At 69.3% G+C, this 23,043-nt stretch carries 13 protein-coding genes and 1 pseudogene; 9 read left to right on the top strand and 5 right to left on the bottom strand.

Annotated features, from left to right (window positions below; all coding sequences use genetic code 11):
• Positions 1-80: 80 nt before the first annotated feature.
• The 5 genes from POS15_RS01950 (at position 81) to mdtD (ending at position 4,775) form a co-directional block, all read left to right on the top strand.
• Positions 81-623 carry a shikimate kinase gene (locus tag POS15_RS01950; RefSeq protein ID WP_046272698.1) on the top strand — a complete coding sequence of 181 codons (543 nt, stop codon included), beginning with the start codon at positions 81-83 and terminating at the stop codon, positions 621-623.
• On the top strand, positions 620-1,729 hold the full coding sequence (gene aroB, locus POS15_RS01945; protein WP_046272697.1) for a 3-dehydroquinate synthase: 1,110 nt from the start codon (positions 620-622) through the stop codon (positions 1,727-1,729). Before POS15_RS01950 ends, aroB begins: the two co-directional genes overlap by 4 nt.
• A gap of 71 nt (positions 1,730-1,800) precedes the next feature.
• Positions 1,801-2,052, top strand: a complete 252-nt coding sequence (locus tag POS15_RS01940) for a WGR domain-containing protein (RefSeq protein WP_019186068.1) — start codon at positions 1,801-1,803, stop codon at positions 2,050-2,052.
• Positions 2,053-2,113: 61 nt separating this feature from the next.
• The gene (gene hemE / locus POS15_RS01935; protein WP_019186067.1) at positions 2,114-3,187 is read left to right on the top strand and encodes a uroporphyrinogen decarboxylase; all 1,074 of its coding nucleotides are present in this window, start codon (positions 2,114-2,116) and stop codon (positions 3,185-3,187) included.
• 184 nt (positions 3,188-3,371) lie between these two features.
• Complete coding sequence (gene mdtD, locus POS15_RS01930; protein ID WP_019186066.1) at positions 3,372-4,775, top strand: multidrug transporter subunit MdtD; 1,404 nt, start codon at positions 3,372-3,374, stop codon at positions 4,773-4,775.
• 51 nt (positions 4,776-4,826) lie between these two features.
• Here the strand turns inward: mdtD and POS15_RS01925 are convergent, their stop codons facing one another.
• The 4 genes from POS15_RS01925 to POS15_RS01910 form a co-directional block, all read right to left on the bottom strand.
• Positions 4,827-8,378 carry an ATP-binding protein gene (locus tag POS15_RS01925; protein ID WP_046272695.1) on the bottom strand — a complete coding sequence of 1,184 codons (3,552 nt, stop codon included), beginning with the start codon at positions 8,376-8,378 and terminating at the stop codon, positions 4,827-4,829.
• Positions 8,379-8,431: 53 nt separating this feature from the next.
• The gene (locus tag POS15_RS01920; RefSeq protein WP_192814296.1) at positions 8,432-11,941 is read right to left on the bottom strand and encodes a response regulator; all 3,510 of its coding nucleotides are present in this window, start codon (positions 11,939-11,941) and stop codon (positions 8,432-8,434) included.
• The gene (locus POS15_RS01915) at positions 11,938-15,444 is read right to left on the bottom strand and encodes a sensor histidine kinase (RefSeq protein ID WP_284128873.1); all 3,507 of its coding nucleotides are present in this window, start codon (positions 15,442-15,444) and stop codon (positions 11,938-11,940) included. The genes POS15_RS01920 and POS15_RS01915 overlap by 4 nt, the downstream gene beginning before the upstream one ends.
• A gap of 194 nt (positions 15,445-15,638) precedes the next feature.
• A complete protein-coding gene (locus POS15_RS01910) occupies positions 15,639-19,187 on the bottom strand; it encodes an ATP-binding protein (RefSeq protein ID WP_284128872.1) in 3,549 nt (1,182 codons plus the stop codon).
• Positions 19,188-19,382: 195 nt separating this feature from the next.
• On the opposite strand from POS15_RS01910, the pseudogene POS15_RS01905 reads away from it, so the two are divergent.
• From POS15_RS01905 to POS15_RS01895, 3 genes and pseudogenes are all read left to right on the top strand, one after another.
• Positions 19,383-19,988 (top strand): annotated as a pseudogene (locus tag POS15_RS01905) (YceI family protein); the annotation flags it as partial.
• A 104-nt stretch (positions 19,989-20,092) separates the two neighbouring features.
• Positions 20,093-20,665, top strand: coding sequence for a cytochrome b (locus tag POS15_RS01900; RefSeq protein ID WP_019186060.1), 573 nt, complete (start codon positions 20,093-20,095; stop codon positions 20,663-20,665).
• Positions 20,666-20,667: 2 nt separating this feature from the next.
• Positions 20,668-21,234 (top strand): YceI family protein, encoded by a 567-nt coding sequence (locus POS15_RS01895; protein WP_019186059.1) that lies wholly within the window; start codon positions 20,668-20,670, stop codon positions 21,232-21,234.
• A gap of 80 nt (positions 21,235-21,314) precedes the next feature.
• Here POS15_RS01895 and POS15_RS01890 read toward each other — a convergent pair whose 3' ends face one another.
• Positions 21,315-21,533 carry a glutaredoxin family protein gene (locus POS15_RS01890; protein ID WP_019185096.1) on the bottom strand — a complete coding sequence of 73 codons (219 nt, stop codon included), beginning with the start codon at positions 21,531-21,533 and terminating at the stop codon, positions 21,315-21,317.
• 97 nt (positions 21,534-21,630) lie between these two features.
• Between POS15_RS01890 and POS15_RS01885 the strand changes: the two genes are divergently transcribed.
• Positions 21,631-23,013 (top strand): L-serine ammonia-lyase, encoded by a 1,383-nt coding sequence (locus POS15_RS01885; protein ID WP_019185097.1) that lies wholly within the window; start codon positions 21,631-21,633, stop codon positions 23,011-23,013.
• Positions 23,014-23,043 lie beyond the last annotated feature (30 nt).

Below are 23,043 nucleotides of genomic sequence, written 5' to 3'. Positions count from 1 at the left end.
CGCGCGGGACAGTCCGCACCCGCCCACCATGGGGGCCGCCGCGTAAAGGCGATGGCACGGAGATGTTAGGATCGAGGGTAATGAATCCCGCTCCGAACCTGATCCTGATTGGCCCGATGGGCGCCGGCAAAACCTGCATCGGGCGCCGGCTGGCCGAGCGCTTCACGCTGGACTTCGTGGATGCCGACCAGGCCATCGTGGACAGCACCGGGGCCAGCATTCCGGCGATCTTCGAACTCGCCGGGGAAGCCGGGTTCCGCCAGCACGAACGCCATGTCCTGCACGCTCTGCTGGACGGCCACGGCCAGTTGATCTCCACCGGGGGGGGCGCCGTGCTGGACCCGGACAACCGCGCGGCCATCGCCCGGCGCGGCTTCGTGGTCTACCTGCGGGTCAGCGTGCCGGCCCAGCTGGAGCGGCTGGCCCGCGACCGCGGCCGCCCGCTGCTGCAGCGCCCGGACCGCGAGCAGGTGCTGCACGAAATGGCCGCCGCCCGCGATCCGCTCTACCAGGGCCTGGCCGACCTCACGCTGGATACCGATCTCTACACGCCCGCCGAGGCCACTGCGCAGCTGGTGCTGCGCCTGGCCGCGCAGTGGCAGCGACAGGAAACACCTGAATGACCCCCGCCCCGCGTACCGTTGCCGTCAGCGGCGACACCCCCTACACCATCCACATCGGCCCCGGCCTGCTTGGCCAGGGAGAACTGCTTGCCCGCCATGTGCGTGGCCGCCACGTGCTGCTGCTCAGCGACTCCTCGGTCGCCCCGCTTTACCTGGCAGGGGTGAAGGCGGCGCTGCTGGCCACGCGCCCGGACCTGCTGATCGGCGAGCTGGTGCTGCCGGCCGGCGAAGCCTCCAAGACCCTGGCCCACTTCGGCGATGCGATCACCGCCCTGGCCGCCCTCGGCGCCACCCGCGATGCCTGCGTAATGGCCCTCGGCGGTGGCGTGGCCGGTGATCTGGCCGGCTTCGCCGCGGCCTGCTGGATGCGCGGCGTGGACTGCGTGCAGCTGCCGACCTCGCTGCTGGCGATGGTCGATTCCTCGGTCGGCGGCAAAACCGCGGTGGACATCCCCGAAGGCAAGAACCTGGTCGGGGCGTTCCACCCGCCGCGCGCCGTCATCGCCGACACCGCCGCCCTGCGCACCCTGCCGCCCCGCGAGCTGCGCGCCGGCCTGGCCGAAGTGATCAAGTACGGCGCGATCCGCGATCCGCTGTTCTTCCAGTGGCTGCAGGCCGAACATGCCGCGCTGCTGGCCGGCGATGACACCGCGCTGGCCCAGGCCATCGCGCGCAGCTGCGAGCACAAGGCCGAGATCGTCGCGCGCGATCCGCTGGAAAAGGGCGAACGCGCCCTGCTCAACCTCGGCCATACCTTCGGCCACGCGATCGAGACCGAACAGGGCTACGGCGCGCCGGGCAACGACAACCTCAACCACGGCGAAGCAGTCGCGGTCGGCATGGTGCTGGCCGCGCGCCTGTCGGCCCAGCTGGGCATGAGCGAGGAGGCAGACACCGAGCAGCTGCGCGAGCTGCTGCTGCGCTACGAACTGCCGGTGGCCATTCCGGCCGGCCTGGCGCCCGAGGCGCTGCTGGCCCGGATGCGGCTGGACAAGAAGAATGTCGCCGGCCGGTTGCGGCTGGTGCTGTGGCGTGGCATCGGCCGCGCCGAAGTCGTCGCCGACGTCGACGAGGCCGACGTGCTGCGCGTGCTGGCCGCCGGCTGAGCCTGCGACGTTCCGCCGCACCTGCCCCGTTGCTGACGGCCGCCTCCGGCGTTCACGGCTACAATCGGGGCATGCGCGTCTTCCTGCACCAACATCCCCGCGGTGCCGATCCGGCCCGCTATCTCCAGCTCACCCTGCAACCGGACCTGTTCGGCGGCTGGGAGCTGCTGCTGGAGTCCGGCCCGATCGGCGGGCGCGGGCAACTGCGCCGCGAGCTGTACCTGCAGGAAGACCTGGCGCTGGCCGCGTTCGAAAAGGCACGCGATGCGCACCTGCACCGCGGCTACGAAGTGACCTACACCAGCGGCGACGCGCCGCACTGAGCGGCCACCGCCGCACTGACCCCATTCGGCCCCGCGCCACCAGATCCCAAGGAAGCGTTCCGTGACCAGCCCCTCCCGCCATGATCGCCTGCTGCGCGCCCTGCGCCGCGAACCGGTGGACTGCACCCCCGTCTGGCTGATGCGCCAGGCCGGTCGTTACCTGCCCGAGTACCGCGCCACCCGCGCCAAGGCCGGCAGCTTCCTGGCGATGGCCAAGAACCCGGACATCGCCTGCGAAGTCACCCTGCAGCCGCTGCGCCGCTTCGACCTCGACGCGGCGATCCTGTTCTCGGACATCCTGACCATCCCCGATGCGATGGGCCTGGAGCTGTATTTCGTCGAAGGCGAAGGCCCGAAGTTCCGCCACCCCGTCCGCGACGCCGCCGCCATCGCCAGACTGGCCGTGCCGGACATGGAAACCGAACTGCGCTACGTGATGGACGCTGTACGCGTGATCCGCCGCGAACTGGACGGCAGCGTGCCCCTGATCGGCTTCTCCGGCAGCCCGTGGACGCTGGCCTGCTACATGGTTGAAGGCGGCGGCAGCAAGGACTTCGCCCGCATCAAGGCGATGGCCCTGAACGAACCGGCCGCCCTGCACCAGCTGCTCTCGGTCGTCACCGATGCGGTGATCGCCTACCTCGCCGCCCAGCGCGCGGCTGGCGCCCAGGTCCTGCAGGTCTTCGACACTTGGGGCGGGGTACTCAGCCCGACCATGTACCGCGAATTCTCCCTGCGTTACCTGACCCGCATCGCCCAGGAACTCGAACGCGGTGAAGGCAGCGACCGCACCCCGCTGATCCTGTTCGGCAAAGGCACCGGCCTGCACCTCGGCGCCCTGGCCGACACCGGCGCCGACGCGCTCGGCGTGGACTGGACCCTGGACCTCGCCGACGCCGTCGCCCGCACCGGCGGCCGCGTCGCCCTCCAGGGCAACCTCGACCCGACCACGCTCTACGGCAATCCGGCCGCCATCGAACGCGCCGCCGGGCAAGTGCTCGACAGCTACGCCCAAGGCAACGGCGGCTCCCGCGAAGGCCATGTCTTCAACCTCGGCCACGGCATGTCCCCGGACATGAATCCCGAGCACGTGCAGGTGCTGGTGGAAGCCGTACATCGTTTGAGCCGACGCTGATCGCCATCGGCAGGTAGCCGGCCAGCGGCCGGCACTACACGGGCACGGCCGACGAAGCACGCGTTCTGCACCCAGGACGCGTGCTTTCGTTGTTGCACGCCCCAATGCTTCGGCTTCGGCTCTTGACCACACCCTGATCCCACATCGGCGATCATATCGCCCTCGTTGACGAAGGCTCCGCACCATGACGACCAGCAGCTACGCCTCGATCCGGCCCCTGTTGTGGCTCGTATCGCTGGCCATCTTCATGCAGATGCTGGACTCCACCATCGTCAACACCGCATTGCCTGCCATGGCCCGCAGCCTCGGCGAAAGCCCGCTGCAGATGCAGTCCGTCGTCTTCAGCTACGCCCTGGCCGTCGCCACCTTCATCCCCGCCTCCGGCTGGATCGCCGACCGCTTCGGCACACGACGCACTTTCCTCGTCGCGATCATCCTGTTTACCCTCGGCTCGCTCGCCTGCGCTCTCGCCCAGACCCTGCACCAGCTCGTCGGTGCGCGCGTCCTGCAGGGCATCGGCGGCGCCATGCTGCTGCCGGTCGGGCGCCTGGCCGTCATGCGCTCCGTCTCGCGCGAAGAATTCCTTCGCGCGATGAGTTTCATCGCCATCCCCGCCCTGATCGGCCCCCTGATCGGCCCGACCCTCGGTGGCTGGCTGGTCGAAGTCGCCTCCTGGCACTGGGTGTTCCTGATCAACCTCCCGATCGGCATCATCGGCTACATCGCGGCGATGAAGATCATGCCGGACCACTACGCCGAACACCGCACCCGCTTCGACATCGCCGGCTACCTCATGCTTGCCTTCGGCATGGTCGTACTGTCCCTCGCGCTGGACGGCATCTCCGGCATGGCCACCCCGCATGCACTGGTCATGCTCATGACCGTCGCCGGCCTGGCCGCCCTCGTCGGTTACTGGCTGCACGCCGCCAACTCCACGGCACCGCTGTTCTCGCTGGCACTGTTCCACGTGCCCAGCTACCGCATCGGCATCCTCGGCAATCTGTTCTCACGCATCGGCAGCAGCGCCATGCCGCTGCTGATTCCACTGCTGCTGCAGGTCGGCATGGGCATGAGCCCGATGAAGGCCGGCCTGTTGATGATCCCGGTCGCTGCGGCGGGCATGGTCTCCAAGCGCTACGCGGTCAAGCTCGTCGAGCGCTTCGGCTACCGCCGCGTGCTGATGGTCAACACCGTGCTGGTCGGCCTGGCGATGGCCAGTTTCATCTTCATGACGCCCGGCCAGCCGCTGTGGATCCGCATCATCCAGCTGGCCCTGTTCGGTGCGGTCAATTCACTGCAGTTCACCGTGATGAACACCGTGACCCTGCGCGATCTGGACCGCGACTTCGCCAGTGCCGGCAACAGTCTTCTTTCGATGGTGATGATGCTCGCGACCGGTTTCGGTGCGGCCGCGGCCGGCAGCCTGCTGGCCGCGTTCAATCATCTCGATGCGTCGCACGGCGCGACGGCCGCGCTGCACGCCACCTTCGTCTGCGTCGGCGCCATTACCCTGACCTCCACGCTGATCTTCTGGCAGCTGCCGGACACGCGGCCCTCGCCGCGCGATGTCGAGGAAGTCGCCGAGTAACCGCGGGCAGACGTCCTGCGGTCTGCGGTCTGCGGTCAGCTATAGGGACCGTCAGCGGACCAACGGTCCGCTGCTACCGGGAGCGTGCAGCACCCGCGCGATCGCCTCCACCAGCAGATCGCCGGTGACCGGCTTGCGCAGGAAGGCATCGAAGCCTGCGTCGCGGGCCTGCTGCTCGATCGATGGATCGGTGCGCGCCGTGACCGCGATCAGCGGCATCTCGAACCCTTGGCTGCGCAGATGCTCAGCCAATGCGATGCCGCCCAGCCCGGGCAGATCCAGATCCATCAGCACCACCTCGAACGGCGCCTCGCTGACCTCGCGCAGCGCCGACAACGCGTGCTCGGCATGCACCACCTGGTGGCCACGCGCCGACAGCAGGCCGCTGACCACCTCGGCCACGGTCAGATCGTCCTCCACCAGCAGGATGCGCAGTGGCGGCAACACCCACTGCTCGCCCTCGGCCGCACCCGGCACGCCGGTGGTTCCCTGCTCCAGGGGCAACGGCAGGGTCACCGTGAAACGCGTTCCCACGCCGAGCTGGCTCTGCACGCCGATCTGCCCCTGCATCGCCAGTGCCAGTTCGCGGCAGATCGCCAGGCCCAGCCCGCTGCCCCCGTACTGCGCGGCGGTGCGGGCGCCATCGGCCTGCTCGAAGCGGCGGAACAATCGCTCCTGCTGATCGGTGCTGATGCCCGGCCCGGTATCGGATACCTCGATGTGCAACCCGCGGCCGGCCGTGATCGCGCGCAACGTCAACCGTACTTCGCCGTGGCTGGTGAACTTGACGGCGTTGCCCAGCAGGTTCAGCAGGATCTGGCGCACGCGCAGCTCGTCACCGACCGTGCGGGTGCCGGCCGGCAAGGTGTTGTCGACCACGAACCGCAGCCCCTTCTGCCCGGCCAGCGCGGCCATCAACGCACAGACATCGTCGATCGGTCGCTGCAGCTGGAACGGCTGCGCCTGCAGTTCCAGGCGCCCCGACTCGATCCGGGCCAGGTCCAGCGCGTCGTTGACCAGATGCAGCAGGTGCTCGCCGGCGTGGCGGATCGACTCGGTATAGCCACGCTGCTGGGGGTTCAATGGCGAGGACAAGAGCAGCTCGCTCATGCCCAGCACCCCGGTCATCGGCGTGCGCACCTCATGGCCCAGGTTCGCCAGGAAACGGGTCTTGGCCGCCGAAGCCTGCTCGGCCAGTTCCTGCTTCTGCAGGGCCAGCTGGTACGCATGCCGGCGCTGCAGCCGGCGCCGGTACAACCAGGCGAACAGACTGAGCAGCAGCAACACGGCCGAGGTCAGCAGCAGCAGGCCCGACAGGCTCCGCCACCACGGCGGCAGCACCCGGAACTCCAGCACCTGCACCCGCGACCAGATGTGGTCGGCCGAGCGAGCCTGCACTTCCAGCCGGTAGCGGCCCGGCGGCAGGCGCGAGAACAGACGTTCGCCGCCGGGTCCCACTTCCACCCAATCCGGGTCGTAGCCGGCCAGCCGGTAACGGTAGTTGTTCGAGGTGGAATCGGCGAAGGACAGCAGCCGCGCGACGATCCGCAGGTCGCGGTCGCCGTCGGCGATGTCCAGCGGCACCGCATGGGTCAGGTCCAGGACACGCTCGCCACGGCGCACCTCGACCCGCTCGATCACCAGGGGCGCGCGTCGCGTCGCCGGCTTGACCTGTGCCGGATCGAACACCACCACGCCGGCCGGCGTGCCACCCACGATGCGACCACTCGGGGTCAGCGTCAGCGTGCGGCGGCGGAATTCCTGGCTGGGCAGGCCATCATGGACGCCGTACTGGCGCACGCTGCCGGCTTCCGGATCGACACGCACCAGGCCGCGTGCATTCGCTGCCCAGACTACCCCCTGCCGGTCCACCACCAGACCGGTGGCGGTGATCGCGGGGTAGCCGGCACTGCTGCCGATCACTTCCTGCAGGGTCAGCCGATCGCCCTGCCAGCCGTAGTGCGAGAGCTTGCCTTCCTCGGAAAGCCAGACACTGTCATCGCCGGCCAGCGCCATCGCATGCACGCTCGCCGCGGGGCCACCGGGCAGCGGCTCGAAACGCGAGCGCGCCGCGACCCACTGCAGCAGTCCCTGCCCGGTGGCCACCCACAGGCGGTCCTGGGGACCGCACCGGATATCGAGCGCGTTCTGGCCCGCGCTCAATCCAGCGTGGCCCAGCGCGATGCGATGCAGGACGCGTCCATCGAGATCGCGCTGCTGCAGCCCGGTGGCCGACGCTGTCCACAGGCGCTGCCCGTCGCACAGCGCCAATGATTCGATCGCGCCCTCCATCGTGGCGTCCACCGCCGCGTCGCTGCCCCAGCGCCGCATCCGCTTCTGCCGGGGGTCATAGCGCAGCAGCGCGTCCCAGGAGCCGATCCAGACCTGCCCTCGCGGATCCTCCAGCACCGACTGCAGCCATTGCGTGCCGTCCACCCAGGTCCGGTGCTGTTCGATTTTCCCGCTGACCGGGTCGAACTTGTCCAGGGCGCCGTGCGTGCCCACCGTCCACACACCGCCGTCGGCGGCCGCGCCCATGCCCAGCACATACGCATTGCGCAGCGAGGCCGGGTCATCTTCCAACCGCGACAGCACCGAGAACTGCCACCATCGCGGCAGCAGATGCCACAGGCCGCCGTTGGTGCTGGCCAGCCAGATGCCACCCTCGCGGTCTTCGTAGGCGCCGGTCCAGTTCGGCCGCACCTGCCCGCGCGCGATCGCGCTGTACAGCGGCACCTGCTGGAACTGGCCGTCCATCGCACGGCCCAGGCCCGAGCGGGTATCCAACCAATACCCGCCCTGCTCGTCGCGCAGCATCATGCCCAGGATCTGATCGCCATCGGCAACGGCCCAGGGCGCCGGTTCGAAGCGGCCATCCGGGCGGCGCACCGCCACCCCGACATTGCTGCTGATCCACAGGCTGCCATCGGCCTCGGCGGTGAGGCCGTTGATGACGCGCGCCGACAACTGGGCACTGGGCACCGGTTCGAAATCGTGTCCGGTCCAGCGCGCCAGGCCGGCTTTGGATCCGATCCACAAGGTGCCATCCAGGGTGGTGGCCAGATTGCCGATCGATGCCGCCGGCAGGCTGCGCGGGTTGCCGGGCTCGGGCATGAAGCGGGTCAGCGTGCCATCACGCTCCAGCCGGTGCAGGCCGCCCTGGTAAGTGCCGAACCAGATCGCACCGTCCGGCGTGGAAGCCACGCTCCAGATCGTGTTGCTGCCCATCTCCGGATGGCTGTCGCGATCGTAGAAGCGGATCTCGCGGCGATCGGCCGACATCATCGCCAGGCCGGCGTTCTCCGTACCGATCCACAGCTGATTGCGCGCATCCACGTGGACGCTCCAGACGTGGTTGTCGCGCAGGCCGTCCTCGGCGCGCCAGATGCGGTAATTGCGACCGTCGTAACGGGCCAGCCCATCATTGGTGGCAATCCACAGATAGCCGTAGCGATCCTCGGCCATGCGATTGACGGTGTTGGATGGCAGGCCATCGAACACGGTGAGCTGCCGCGGCGTCGGCGGTACCGGCTGGGCCGACGCAAGCGCCGGCCAGAGCACACACAGGCCGATCAGCAGCGGCCACAGCACACGCAACACCACTGGCTCTCCCGGGTCTGTCCCTCGATTCACTGCCGTCGCCCGGAACGGGCCTGTCACCCCTGACCACCCCGGTCGTCGGGCAACGCCCCGCATAGTAAACCGTTCCCCGCGCCGGCACGATCCACGCGCGGCAAGGCGAGCCGTTGCATCGCTGTGTGCAGCGCATCGCCCTGCAGTGGCTTGTGCACCAGACCGTCCGCGCCGGCGGCGATGACCTGCAGCTCCAGGTCCAGCTCCCGTCGCGCCGTCAGCACCAGTATCGGCAGGCGTTTGCCCTGCTGACGCAGCAGGCGCAGCAGTGACAGCCCGTCCATGCCCGGCAGGTCCAGGTCCAACAGCATCAGCTGGGTGCCGGGGCGGGCCAGCGCGGTCAGTGCCGCCAGCGCGTGCGCGGCATGCACGACGGTGTGACCGCGCAGCCGCAGCAGTGCGCCGACCACCTCGGCCACCAGCGGATCATCTTCCACCAGCATGACCTGAAGGGCATCGAGCGCATCGCCCTGCGGTGCGGTCGCGTGGGGCCCGATCGCCTGGCAGCCTTCCAGCGGGGCACTCAGCGTCCCCTGCCAGCGGTGATCAGGCAACCGCGACACGCGCAGGTGCCCGTGCATCGCGCCGATCAGCACGTCGACATCGGCCAAGGCCTCGCGTACCTGCAACGGCGCTGGGGACGGACAGGCCCCCGGTTCGGCGAGCACATCCAGCAGCAGGCCACTGCAGCCCGGCCGCCAGGCGATGCGCAGGGTCAACCGGACAGCCCCGGTCTGCTCTGCCAACCCGCACGCGAGCAGTTCCACGGCTTGTCGCAACCGGTCCGGGTCGCCCACGGCGCTGGCACCGGGTTGCAATGGCGGGGCCAACACGAGGCGGCAGCCACCCGCCTCCAGACCCCCGGCCACGGCGGCATGTACCTCGTCCCACCACGGACCGATGGCAAAGCCCCGTGGATGCAGCATCACCTTGCCGGCCTGCAGCCTGGCCATCTCCAACGCCTCGTCGACCACCTGCAGCAATGCACGCCCGCCCTGCTGGATATGCAGCACCTGTTCGCGCGCGCCTGCGGGTAACGGCGTAGCCAACAGCAGTTCGCTCATGCCAAGCACGCCGGTGAGCGGTGTCCGGACTTCATGGCCCAGCGTGGCCATGTAGCGCGCCTTGGCCTGCGCGGCCTGCTCGGCACGTGCCTGGCGGCGCGTGGCCGCCCGCCAGGCGAGCGCGCGCTGCCGCCGCTGCCTCAGCGTCCACACCAGCAACGTGCCGGCACTGGCGGCGAGCAGCCACAGCAACGCCCACGCCCCGGGATGCGCCCAACCGTTGTAGGCCACGTGCAGGTGCACCTGCTGCAGGGCCGACCATTGCCCATCCACGTCACGTGCCTGGAATTCCAGTACATGCTCGCCGGCCGGCAGGCGGGGGAAGCCGCGCGCGCCGCGTCGCCCGGCGCGGACCCATTCGGGGTCTTCGCCCCGCAGCCGGAATCGATACCCGCTCACACCGTCGGGCCGGCCGCTCAGCAGGCGCGCCGACAACTGGATGTCGCGATCATCGGCGTTGAGCTGCAGTGGATCGGTGGAAGGCAGCTCGACCCAGCGCCGTTGTCGGCGCACCTTCACCCGGTCGATCACCAGCGATGCCGGCGTCGTGGCGTCGACCATGCCCGCCGGATGCAATGCGAGCACATCGCCGTTGGCTTCCAGGGCGAGCAGATGCGCTCCGGCAGCAACCAGGCCAGTATCGAACACCATCAGCGGCAGGCCATCATCGGCGGTGTACAGCCGCGCACTGCCTCGCTCCGGGGCCAGGCGCACCACCCCGCGCGCCGTGGTGGCCCATAAGGCACCATCCGGGGCGCCGCTCAATCCGCGTGGCAACGCGGCCGGTACTCCCTGCGCCGCGTCAACCCGTTGGCTGTGAGGCGGGCGGCCGGGCGCATGCTGGTAGGCCGACCAGCCCTCCGCATCGGCTGCCCACAGCCACCCATCGGAGGCTAGATGCAGCGCGCCGATCTCCCGCCGGCCGCTGCCCGGCACCGGGAGAAAACGGCTGGCCGCCACGTGCCACTGTTTGAGACCCTCGCCGTCCCCCAACCATACCTCTCCGCCAGGGCTGCACTGGAGCGCGAACTCCGCCACGCCCGGGCGCAGGCCCGCCGCCGCGTAGGCAGCACTGGCCAGGACGCGGCCATCGCCCGCACGCTGCTCCACGCGGCCATTGCCGGCCAGCCACACGTGATCGCCACAGGCCAGCAACGCGGCCTGCGGCGACGTGCCCGGCGACACACTGGCCGCCCCCACCTGCCAGCGCTGCCGACGCCGGCGCAGCGGATCGATCCGGGTTAGCCACGGCGCCGCGAAGACCCACACCACGCCCTGCGGATCTTCAACCACCACGTGGCGATCGGCACGTGCTGGATCCTGTGCATAGGACCACCGCGCGGGGGAGAAGCCCTGCTCCGGCGAGAGACGGGCGAGCGTGCCGCCGCGTGCCCACCATGCGTGTGCGTCTGCCGCCGGGGCCAGGCTGCCTGCCGCACCGGCGATGGGTCCGGCCGGTGCGGCGAAACGCTCGAAGTGCCGCCACTGGGCGCCGAGTCGCCATACGCCCTGGCGGCTTCCCGACAACCAGACCCGCCCCTGCCGGTCCTCGAACGCCTGCCCGATGCGCGACACCTCGCGCCCGTGCGGCCGGGGCAGTTGGAGCGCGTGGTGGTTCCGGCCGTGCTGATCCTGCCACCACACCTGGTCGCCATCGCCGAACCAGTCCCCGCCACGCCGCGCTGCGCCGAGCCAACGGGCCGGTGTGCGGTGCCCGGAAACGGGTTGCAAGGACGGCAGCTGCCGCACCCGCGAACCCTCGCCCGTGCTGGAATGCAGCCGCCCCTGCGAATCCAGGCCGAGCGCGGTCACCGGCCGAGGGGAAGCGCCGAGCATCGCAGGCGCCTGGAACCGGTCGTGCTGCCACCTCGCCAGCCCGGCGGCACTGCCGATCCACAGGCCGCCGTGCGGATCGGACACGAGCCGCTCCACCCGTGCCGACGGCAAACCACCACCGCCAGCGGCCGGCAGGTGCTGACGCAGGAAGTGATCGCGGTCGAGCCGGAACAGACCGGCATCGCGGGTACCAAACCAGACGCTGCCATCGTCCATGGGCTGGATCGCCAGGATCGGGCTGGCCGCCACCGTGGGTACCGCCGGCCCCGCCCACCGGGCGAACTGCTGGCGGTCAGCGGAAAGACGCTGCAGATAACCGTTGCCGGTGCCGATCCATAGCTGGTCACGAGCATCGAGGGCCAGGCTGCGCACCACGTTGTCGGCCAGGCCGTGTTCCATGCGCCAGATCCGGAAACCGCTGCCGTCATAGCGCGCCAGGCCGTCGCCCGTCGCGAACCAGAGATAGCCCTTACGGTCCTCCACGATCTGATGCACCACGTTGGACGGCAATCCGTCGACGGTCGTCATCCGTATGCCATGGCTGGGCAGCGCCAGCACCGGAAACGCCTGCAGCAGCCAGACCAGCAGCCCCCACCGCCCCCATCGGCACCCTCGGTGCGGCGTGCCGCTCATGCGCTGCGCCGGCATCTGGCCAGTCCATCGCCCAACGCCGCCCGGCTCACGGGCAGGCGCAGGAACAGCTCGAAGCCGGCCGCGATCGCCTCGCGCTGCGCAGCGGCATCCGCACGCGCAGTCAGTGCTACCCGTGGCACCCCCGGCCACCGCCGCGACAGCCGTGCCCCCACGCGTTCGCCATCCACCCTAAGGGCGGGATCGACCACGATGACGTCCCAACCCGCACCGTCCGCGGCGGTGGGCGGCAGTGCATCCGCGCCGGGAAAGTGGGTGGGCAGATGGCCCAGGGAGGCCAGCATGGCCAGCAGCACCTCGGCAACGACCGCTGAGGGATACACCACCAGCACGCGCAGTGCGCCGGCCGCAGCCGGCCCCGGCAGCGCACACGCTGCAACGATGCCGGTGGGGAGCTCACCGCGCGGCAAGGGCAGCGCCACCTGGAAACAGGTGCCCTGGCCGGGAACGCTGGTCACGGTGATATCGCCGTCCATGGCCACTGCCAGATCGCGTGAGATCGACAATCCCAGCCCACTGCCGCCGTAACGGGCCGCGGTCTGCGCGCCATCGGCCTGTTCAAAGCGCTGGAACAGGCGCTGGCACTGCGCCGGCGTCATACCCGGTCCGGTATCGCACACCCGCAGCACGATCCCTTGGCCATCGTGTCCGCCGTGCGCCTCCAGCCGCACCGTTCCCTGCGCGGTGAACTTCAGCGCGTTGCCGAGCAGGTTGAGCAGGATCTGGCGCAGGCGACGCGCATCGCCGATGACGCACGCCGAGGCCGGCAGCGTGCTGTGCCACTCCAACGCAAGCGCCTTGCCCTGCGCCACCGGCAGCAGCAGCGCGTGCAGTGCTTCGATCATCCGCTGCAGCACGAACGGTGCCGGCTGCAACTGCAGTTCCCCTGATTCGATGCTGGCCAGATCCAGTGCGTCATCCATCAGCCGCAGCAGGTGCTCACCGGCATGGTGCAGGCTGTTGACCCGGCTGCGCTGGTCTGGCGGAAGCGGTGAGCGCAGCAGCAGTTCGCTCCATCCCAGCACCGCGGTCATCGGCACCCGGATGCGGGTCCCCAGCGTGGTCAGGAAACGGGTGCGCTGCACGGATGCGCGCTCGGCATGCCCCTGCCGGGCACGCAACCAGCGCCAGCGCCGCTGGCGACCGCGGCGTACGTGAAAGCGCCATCCCCAGAGCCACACCGCGCCCAGCCCCGCGGCCGCGGCGGCCCACCGGGCCGGCGGCGCCTGCCACCATGCCGGGGCCACCTGCAATGTCACCCGGCGCACCGGCGACCATCGGCCGTTTCCCTGCCGGGCCTGCACCTCCAGCGTCTGCAGCCCCACCGGCAGACGTTCGAACACGCGCAGCCCGGCGGCATCACTTTCCTGCCACTGGGCCTCGTGATCCTGCAGCCGGAACCGATACTGCACGTGCGACGGCGCACCGCTGCTGAGCAGCCGCGCGGCAACGCGCACATGCCGATCAGCACCCGAGAGCGGCACCGGGCCGGCGCCGACCGGCAGCGTGATCTGCGCCTTGCCACGGCGAGCAGTGATCGCATGGATGACCAGACCCGGCGCGCGCTCAGGGCCCGTGACACCGGCCGGATCAATCAGCAACAGACCGCCTTCGCTGACCGCAGCGGCAAGCCGACCGTCGGCGGTGCGCACCAGCCCGTGCGGCACCACGCCCTGCGCCGGCAGCCCCTCATCGCCGCCGAAGTGGCGCACGCCGCCGCCGTGCGGGTCGACCCGGACCAGGCCACGTGCATCGCCTGCCCATGCAACGCCCGCTGCGTCGACCACCAGTGCGCGTGCCAGCAGACGCGGATACCCGTGCGCAGGGCCGAAGCTGTGCGTCTTGCGCAGCTGCTGGCCATCCCAGCGGTAGCGCCGCAGTACCCCGAGGCTGCTGATCCAGTAGTGGCCATCCTCGCCGCGGGCGATCGCCCCCACTTCGCCGCGCGGCGCTCCCTCCACGACCGCGAAGCGTTCCTGCGCCGGCAGCCAGCGTTTGACGCCGCTGCGGTCGGTTGCCCACAGCCGGCCATCGTCATCGCACAGCAACTGCGGGCCATGGCTCGGCGGCACCAGCCCGAGGGTGTGCGGCGCGGCGGACAACTGCAGCACACCGTCGGCATCGCGTCGCTGGATGCGGTCGGCACGCCCGAGCCACAACGATCCATCGCCGCAGGCCTGCAGATCGACCCTCCCCGCGTCGCCGCCCACGCCCAGCAACCAGTGACGGCGGCCACCGCTGCCCGGCAGGTAGCGCGACAACGTATTGCCACTGGCCACCCATACCTGGCCGCGACGGTCTTCGGCGATGGCCACGGTGCCCGCACGCAGGTGATCGGGGCGGTAGTCGACGCCCAGGTCGCTGCGCCCGCTCACCGTGTCAACGCGCTGCAGGCGCCCGCGATCGCCGGCGATCCACACCCGCCTGCCATGGGAGGGCGCCAGGGCCAGCACGTGGTCGCCATCGAGTCCGGGCCAACCATCACGGGCGGCCGCCAGCAGCGTGAACTGGCGCCACCGCGCGGGCAGGTGCCACAGGCCCTCGCCGCGGCCGACCCACCACAGGCCGCCGACCCGGTCCTCCAGGGCATGGCTGACCGCGGCCGTGCTCATCACGGCGCCGGCGTATCCACGCAGCGGCACCGGCTGCGGCGCCTGCCCGCGCGCGTGAAGCCGCAGTCCGGTTGCGCCGGCGCTCCAGAGGTCGCCCGCGCTACTGCGCAGCACCGGCATCGCCGTGCCCTCCGGCATCCGATGCAGCTCGCCATCGCGCCACCGGTGCACCCCCTGCGGTGTGTGCACCCACACCCCGCCGTCCGGATCGGGCCAGAGCACGCGCACGTCAACGCCCTGGTCGTCCTGCAGCGGCACCTGGGTGAAACGATGTTCCTCACGCCGCAATGCCCCTGCCGGCGTCCCGATCCACAGCCGGCCCTGGCGGTCGGTGACCAGGGCAGTCACCCGGCGCACGGGGCCACCGTGCAACTGCAACGGCACGCGTTGCCAGCGGCCGTCCGGATGCCGTGCGAACAGGCCGTCGTCGAGGGTACCCACCCACACCACACCGTCGGGGGTGCTGGTGATCTGCATGACGCCGATGCGGGGCAGGACCACCGCGCCATTGCCCGGCATGCTCTGGATCTCGCGGCGATCAGCAGACAGCGTCAGCAGGCCCTGCGAGGCGGTCGCCAGCCAGAGCTGGTTCTGCGCATCCAGATGCAGCGCGCGTACGTCCACATCCAGCAGCCCCTGCTCCCTTCGCCACGCGCGGAAACGGTGACCATCAAAGCGCAGGAGTCCATCGTCGCTGGCGAACCACAGATAACCGTCGCGGTCTTCCACGACCGCACGCAGCGCCGCGGTCGGCAGCGCCTCGGCGGGGCCCAGCGGCCGGGGCCAGGGTGCCGTGACGGGATCGCCGGCCAGAACAGGGACCGGCAGCCAGAGCGCGAGACCCAGCATCACCGCAGCCCAGCGATGGCCCATTGATGCGGATCGGCCTCCCCCCACGCGTACCCCGACCGTCCTCTCCTGCATGAACAGCAAGGTATGCCGAAGCCACGCGAAGCGGGCTGGCAGGGTCTGGACCCGGTCACAGTCCGATCAATCAAATTTCAGATCAAAAAAGAAACTACGAGGCATGGCATTGATCGCACCGGTGCGCGCAGTGCTTCGGCTGATCAGTGTCGGGGCGACTTCCCGGCGCGCGCCTGCACGATCGCATCGATCAGCATGTCACCGGTCACCGGCTTGCGCAGGAAACCGTTGAATCCGGCCGCCAGCACCTGCTGCTCGGCGTAGGCATCCGAGCGTGCGGTCACCGCGATCAGGGGCAGCTCATAGCCCATCGCACGCAGTTGTCCCGCGATCGCGATGCCGTCCAGCGCCGGCAGGTCCAGGTCCAGCAGACCCACATCGAAGTGGGCTGCCGCCACCTCGGACAACGCCGCCAGGCCGTGCAGCACGTGCACCACCTCGTGCCCGCGCGAGCGCAGCAGCCCGGCGATGACATCGGCCACGGTGGCATCGTCCTCAACCAGCAGGATGCGCAGCGGCGGCAGTTGCGTGCGCGTGTCGTGGCCCGCCTCACGCGGCGTGCCGAGCGGCTGTACGGTCCAGGGCAACGGCAGCGATACGGTGAATCGGGCGCCATCGCCCAGCCGGCTGTCGATCTCGATCCGGCCGCCCATCGCCACCGCCAGTTCCTGGCAGATCGCCAGGCCCAGGCCACTGCCACCGTAGCGCGATGCGGTCCGTGGGCCATCGGCCTGTTCAAAGCGATGGAACAACCGTTCCTGCTGGTCCTGGTTGATGCCCGGCCCCGTATCGGAGACCTCGAAAATGATCGCGCGACCCTCCTCGCCCAGTTCGACCCCCAGGCCGACATGGCCATGCTCGGTGAACTTGATCGCATTGCCGAGCAGGTTCATCAGGATCTGCCGCACACGCATCTCATCGCCGCTGACCTGCACCGGACCGGGCAGGTTGAAGCTGCGTTCGAACGCCAGCCCACGGTGGTGGGCCATCGGTTCCATCAGGGCTTCCACCTGCTCCAGCAACGACATCAGATCAAACGGACGCAGATCCAGCTCCAGCCGCCCTGCCTCGATACGGGCCAGATCCAGCGCGTCGTTGACCAGCCGCAGCAGATGTTTGCCGGCATGCTGGATCGAGCCGGCATACCCCCGCTGCACCTCATCCAGTGGGGTCGACAACAGCAGTTCGCTCATGCCCAGCACGCCGGTCATCGGTGTGCGCACTTCGTGCCCCAGCGTGGCCAGGAAGCGGCTCTTGGCCTGTGACGCCTGCTCGGCCAACTGTTGTTTGTGCACCGTCAATTGCCATTGCTGGCGACGGCGCAGGCGCGCACGTGCGACGTACGCCAGCGCGGCGATCCCGATCAGGCCCAGCAGCACATAGCCCACGATCGCCCAGCCACTGCGCCACCATGGCGGGCGCACCTCCAGGTCCAGCGTGCTGGGCGGCGTCCACGCGCCCTGCGGCGTCGCGGCCTGCACCTCGATGCGATAGTGCCCGGCGGGCAGGCGCGACAGCAGGCGTTCGCCATCGGCCGCCTGCATCACCCAGTTCTGGTCATAGCCGGACACCCGGTAGCGGTAGCGGTTGCCGTGCGGGTTGGCGAACGACAGCAGGCGTGCGGACACGATCAGGTCGCGGTCCTGCGGTCCCAGCACGATCGGTGCCTGCGGAGGCAGCATCTGCTGGCCCTCGGCATCGTCACGACGCACCTGCACGCTGTCGATCACCAGCTGAGATGGCGGCAGCACCATGTCCGCCGCGTCCGGATCGAAACCAACCAGCCCGGTCGCGGTCACTGCCAGCACCCGGCCGTCGCGTGTCTGCACGGGCGGGCGATTGCTGAACTCCACATCGGGCAAGCCGTCGCGTTCGCCATACAGCCGCAATCGACGTTCGCTGCCCTGCCAGCACACCAGGCCGCGTGGCGTGGTCGCCCATACCTGCCCGTGGCTGCCCAGCGCGAGCCCGCCCATCGACACCGCCGGCATCCCTTCGGCCGCGCCGACGCGTTCGCGCAGGCTCATGCTGAGCCCGTCCCAGCGGTACCGTTCCAGCGCGCCCTGGCGCGCCAGCCAGAGTTCATCCGGGCCGGTCCAGGCGGCATCATAGATGCTGCCGCGGGAAATCCCGGGCACCTGTTCGAAACGGTCGTTGCGCCACCGCATCAGCCCCATCTGGTCGCCCATCACCCAGAGCTGCCCGCGCGGATCGAACACCATCTGCTCGACCGGATTTTCGGTCAGCCCGCGGTTCTGGTCGTTGCGGATCGTATCGAGCACGTTGCCGCGGGCGTCGCGGCGCTGGATGCCGAAGTTCATGATCGACAGCCACAGCTCGCCATCCGGTGCCTGCCGGATCAGATCGATGCGCTGGCGTACATCGGCGCCACCGCCGATCTTCCATTCGCGCAGTGTGCCGGTGGCCGGCTGGTACAGATTCAGACGGCCCGCGCGACCGATCCACACGGCGCCGTCCTCGCGGGGCAACAGCGACCACGCCGCGCCCACTCCGATCTGTTTGTCGTCGGCGATCTGGCGCAGCTGCCCCTGCACATCGAGACAGTAGAGCCCGTGCGCGCCGGAAATGTAGAAGTCGTCCCCCGCCGCTGCCGCGCCCAGCAGGTACACACTGTCCAACGGCTTGCCGTCAAGCTGGTACCAGCTGGAGAAACGCTTCCAGTCCGGTGGCAGGTAGGCCAGTCCCTGGGTCAGCATCGCCACCCACAGGCCGCCTTCATGATCCTGCAGCATGTCCAGCACGCCACTGCGCGCGGTCAGGAAGCCACTGCCGGCATCACCGGCGAGCAGCCGCGCGGTGCTGGCATCGCCGCGGTACAGACCATCGGCCGTGCCCAGCCAATAGCCGCCGTTGCGGTCGTGGATCACCGTGGCCGCACGTACATCGGCGCTGAGCTTCCAGGGCGCCGGACGGGCCTGGTCATCGGCACCGATCTCGAACAGCCCGCCTTCGGTGCCCGCCCAGACCGTGCCATCGGGCTCGCGGGTCAGGCGGAACACGCTCTTGCCGCCCAGCAGGGCCGGCGCGATCCGGGTGAAACCGTCGCCATCCCAGCGGGTGACACCGTTGGAGGTCCCCACCCAGACCCGCCCCTGCGGATCGGCCAACAGGGTGTAGATGGTGTTGTCGGGCAGACTGCGCGGATCGCTCGGGTCGGCCTGGTACCTGACCAGCGCCCCGTCTTCGCTGCGCCGGCATATGCCGTGCTGGTTGGTGCCGATCCACAGCGACTGCGCGGCATAGGCCAGCGACCAGAACTGGCCCTCGCACGCCTCGCTCAGGGCGGTAAAGCGGGTGAACGCCGTCCGGTCCGGACCCAGCATGCCCAGGCCAGCGCCATTGCTGCCCACCCAGACGCGGTCCAGCGGATCGATCAGCAGCGTTTCCACCTCGTTGCCGGGAAGCGAGCCGGGGTCGGCCGGATCATTGCGCCACACCCGCAGGCCGACGCCGTCCACGCGAGCCAGGCCGTCATCGGTCCCGGCCCAGATGTAGCCCTGGCGATCCTGGGCCAGGGCCAGCACCATGCGCGACGGCATGCCCTCGGCCGCGCCCAGGCGGCGCAAGCGTGGCGTTTCCGCCGATATCCCTGCGGCTTCCAACACTGACGGCACTGCGCACAACCACAGCCCCAACAGCACGATGCCTGCACCCCAGCGGCGCGTGCTCATCGATCCGGTCTCCCTGTTGGTGCGGATTGTCACACAGCGATCAGGACGGTGTCCGCATTCCGGGCCGACGGCCGTGGATGGAACGGGCTGTTTCCGTCCTGCACAGGGAACACGGCACGGGCGCCCCGTGCTGTTGTCAGGTGCACCACGATCTGTTGCAGCCATGACGCTGCATCCCATGACACGGCTGTGCGTATGATCGCCCCAGACCCTCATGGAGCCAGCGCCTTGCTCAAGCGCCTGACCCTTTCGCTGCTGTTGTCGGCCCTGCCGCTGCTCGCCATCGCCGCCCCCGACAGCTACCGCCTCGACCCGGTGCATACCCGCGTGCTGTTCGCGGTGGAGCATGCCGGCTTCTCCCACGCGTTGGGCACCGTGTCCGGCAGCGAAGGCGTGCTGGTGTTCGACCCGGACGACTGGCGCACGGCACGCCTGGAGGTCAGCGTGCCGATCCAGCGCCTGGACCTGGGCGATGACAAATGGAACAAGGCCACGCTGGCGCGCAATCTGCTCGACGGTGAGCGTTTCCCGGACGCGCGGTTCGTCTCGACCCGGGTCGAACCAATCGATCCCACCCACGCCAACGTGATCGGCCAGCTCACCGTGCGCGGGGTGACCCGCGAGGTCACGCTGGCGGTCACCCTGAACGCGCTCAAGCGTCATCCGCTGCCGCCGTTCCGCCGCACCGCCGGCTTCTCGGCCACCGCCACACTCAGCCGCAGTGCCTTCGGCGTGGATGGCTGGGCCTCGATGATCGGCGATGAGGTGCAGCTGCGGATCGAAGCGGAGGCCGTGCGCGATCGCAACGCGAGCGACCCGGGCGATCCTGCCCCTGCCGATGTGCCGGGAACTCCGGCCCCGCCGATCGACTCAGATACCCCACAGCCGGTCCAGGAGACCACGCCATGACCGCCAAGAACACCCCGACCCGCTGGGGCGGCGTCAGCCAGACCCTGCACTGGCTCATCGCCGTACTGATCCTCGCCCTGGGCATCGTCGGGCTGACCATGGGCGAACTGCCCAAAACCCCGAAGTACTTCTGGGTCTACACCATGCACAAATCGATCGGCATCACCGTGCTGGCGCTGGTGGTGACCCGGCTGCTGTGGCGGCTGTACGCCGGCGCCCCGCAACCGGTGCCGGGCACGCCAACCTGGCAGGAACGCATCGCCTCGGCCACGCATTGGCTGCTGTACGTGCTGATGTTCGCCATTCCGCTGTCAGGCTGGCTGTACGACTCGGCCAGCGGCCTGCGCCCGTTCCGTTGGTTCGGTCTGGTCGATGTGCCCAAACTCAGCCCGCCCGATGAACGTGTCACCCAGATCTCCCACGCCATTCACGAGTGGGGCTTCTGGCTGCTGATCGCGGTGGTCGTGGCCCATGCCAGTGCTGCGCTTTACCACCATTTTTACCAACGCGATGCCACGCTTGCGCGCATGCTCCCGCAGCGCTGGCTTGCCTCCCCCCAGAAGGATTGACCATGAACATCAAGCTCACCTCTCCCGCCGCGGTCGCCGCCGCCCTGGCTGGCCTGCTGGCCACCGCCCCGGTGCTGGCCGCCGATTACGTGCAGGCGCCCGGCTCGGTGCTGGCCTTTGCCACCAAGTACGACGGTGAAGTGTTTACCGGCACCTTCCCCGGCTTCGACACCAGGATCAGCTTCGATCCGGCCAAGCTGGACGATGCCAAACTGGAAGTGACCATTCCGCTGGCCAGCGCCAAGAGTGGCAACAGCGACCGCGACTCGACCCTGCAGGGCGCGGACTTCTTCAACGTGGGCAAGTTCGCCCAGGCCAAGTACAGCGCCACCAAGTTCCGTTCGCTGGGCAACAACCAGTACGCCGCAGACGGCACCCTGGAGCTGCGCGGCGTGAGCAAGCCGGTCACGCTCACCTTCACCTGGACCCCGGGCGCGCAGCCGGTGCTGGCCGGCAAGGCGACGGTGAAGCGCCTGGACTTCGGTGTGGGCGGCGGCGACTGGGCCGACACCAAGACCATCCCGAACGAGACCGCGATCAGCACCAAGGTCGTACTGAAAGCAAAATAAGCCGCGCCGGCTACAGGTAGAGCCGACCGTTGGTCGGCTGCCGCAACGATGATCCCCGGGCAGCCGACCAACGGTCGGCTCTACCGGATCCAGGCTTCTACCGCGGGCACGTCGAACGGCCAGTCCAGTTCCCGGCCCCGTGCGTCGCGCAGCACCGGTACCCGGAGCCCGTAGCGGGCCTCCAGCGCGGCATCGTCATCGATGAACACACTGTTCAGATCGGCCACCCGGGCCTGGGCCAGTACCGCCAGGGCCTGGTCGCACAAATGGCAGTCATCACGCTGGAACAAGGTAAACACCGGCCCACCCGCCTTGGAAAATGTTGCGCCGCAGCCAGAGCCGGCGGCATGAAGCGCATAGAATAGCGCTCCATCCGATACCCGCAGTTTGGCAATCATGGCTGTCAGCACGTTCGACGTTTTCAAGATCGGCATTGGCCCGAGTTCTTCCCACACCGTGGGACCGATGAAGGCTGCCGAACGTTTCGTGCACCGCTGGCTGCTCGATCCGGGCCATCTGCAGGACGTGGTGCGCATCCGCGCCGACGTCTACGGTTCGCTGGCCCTGACCGGCCGTGGCCATGGCACCGACAAGGCCGTGCTGCTCGGGCTGGAAGGCCAGCGCCCGAACCTGATCGATCCGGACATCATCCCCGAGACCCTGGAGCGGATCCGCAGCAGCAAGCGGATCCGCCTGATGGGCCAGCACGAGATCGCCTTCGACGAGAAGCGCGACCTGGGCCTGAACAAGCGCCAGAAACTGCCATACCACACCAACGGCATGCGCTTCACTGCCTACGGCGCCGATGAGCAGGTGATCGCCACGCGCGACTACTACTCCGTCGGTGGCGGTTTCGTGGTCAACCAGGACGATGCGGCCGATGACCGGATCGTGCCCGATGAAACCCCGCTGCCCTACCCGTTCAAGAGCGGCGACGAGCTGCTTGCCCAGACCGCACGCAGTGGCTTGAGCATCGCCCAGATGATGTTCGAGAACGAGAAGTGCTGGCGTACCGAGGACGAGATCCGCGAGAGCCTGCGTGAAATCTGGAGCGCCATGCAGGCCTGCGTGGCACGCGGCATCCGCCAGGAAGGCACCCTGCCCGGCGGCCTGCATGTCTCCCGCCGCGCACCGGCGCTGTACCGCGAGCTGTCCTCCAAGCCCGAAGCGGCGATGCGCGATCCGCTGACCACGCTGGACTGGGTCAACCTGTACGCGCTGGCGGTGAACGAAGAAAACGCCGCCGGTGGCCGCGTGGTCACCGCCCCGACCAACGGCGCCGCCGGCGTGCTGCCGGCCGTGCTGCATTACTTCGACCGCTTCTGCCCCGGTGCCAACGAACAGCGCGTGTTCGATTTCCTGCTGACCTCGGCGGCGATCGGCATCCTGTACAAGGAAAATGCCTCGATCTCCGGTGCCGAAGTGGGCTGCCAGGGTGAAGTGGGCGTGGCCTGCTCGATGGCCGCCGGCGGCCTGGTCGCCGCGCTCGGCGGCAACCCGAGCCAGATCGAGAATGCCGCCGAGATCGGCATGGAACACAACCTCGGCCTGACCTGCGATCCAATCGGTGGCCTGGTGCAGATCCCCTGCATCGAACGCAACGCGATGGGCGCGGTCAAGGCGATCAACGCTTCGCGCATGGCGATGCGCGGCGATGGCAAGCACAAGGTCTCGCTGGACAAGGTCATCAAGACCATGCGCGACACCGGCCGCGACATGCAGGACAAGTACAAGGAAACCAGCCGCGGCGGGCTGGCGGTCAACGTCATCGAGTGCTGATCCACCGCCCCCGGCGGTAGAGCCGACCGT

Origin of the sequence: Stenotrophomonas sp. BIO128-Bstrain, from assembly GCF_030128875.1 — a bacterium.
Lineage (GTDB): Bacteria > Pseudomonadota > Gammaproteobacteria > Xanthomonadales > Xanthomonadaceae > Stenotrophomonas > Stenotrophomonas bentonitica_A.
The sequence above is the reverse complement of the archived record's forward strand: the minus strand, read 5'-3'. Positions and strand labels throughout refer to the sequence as shown.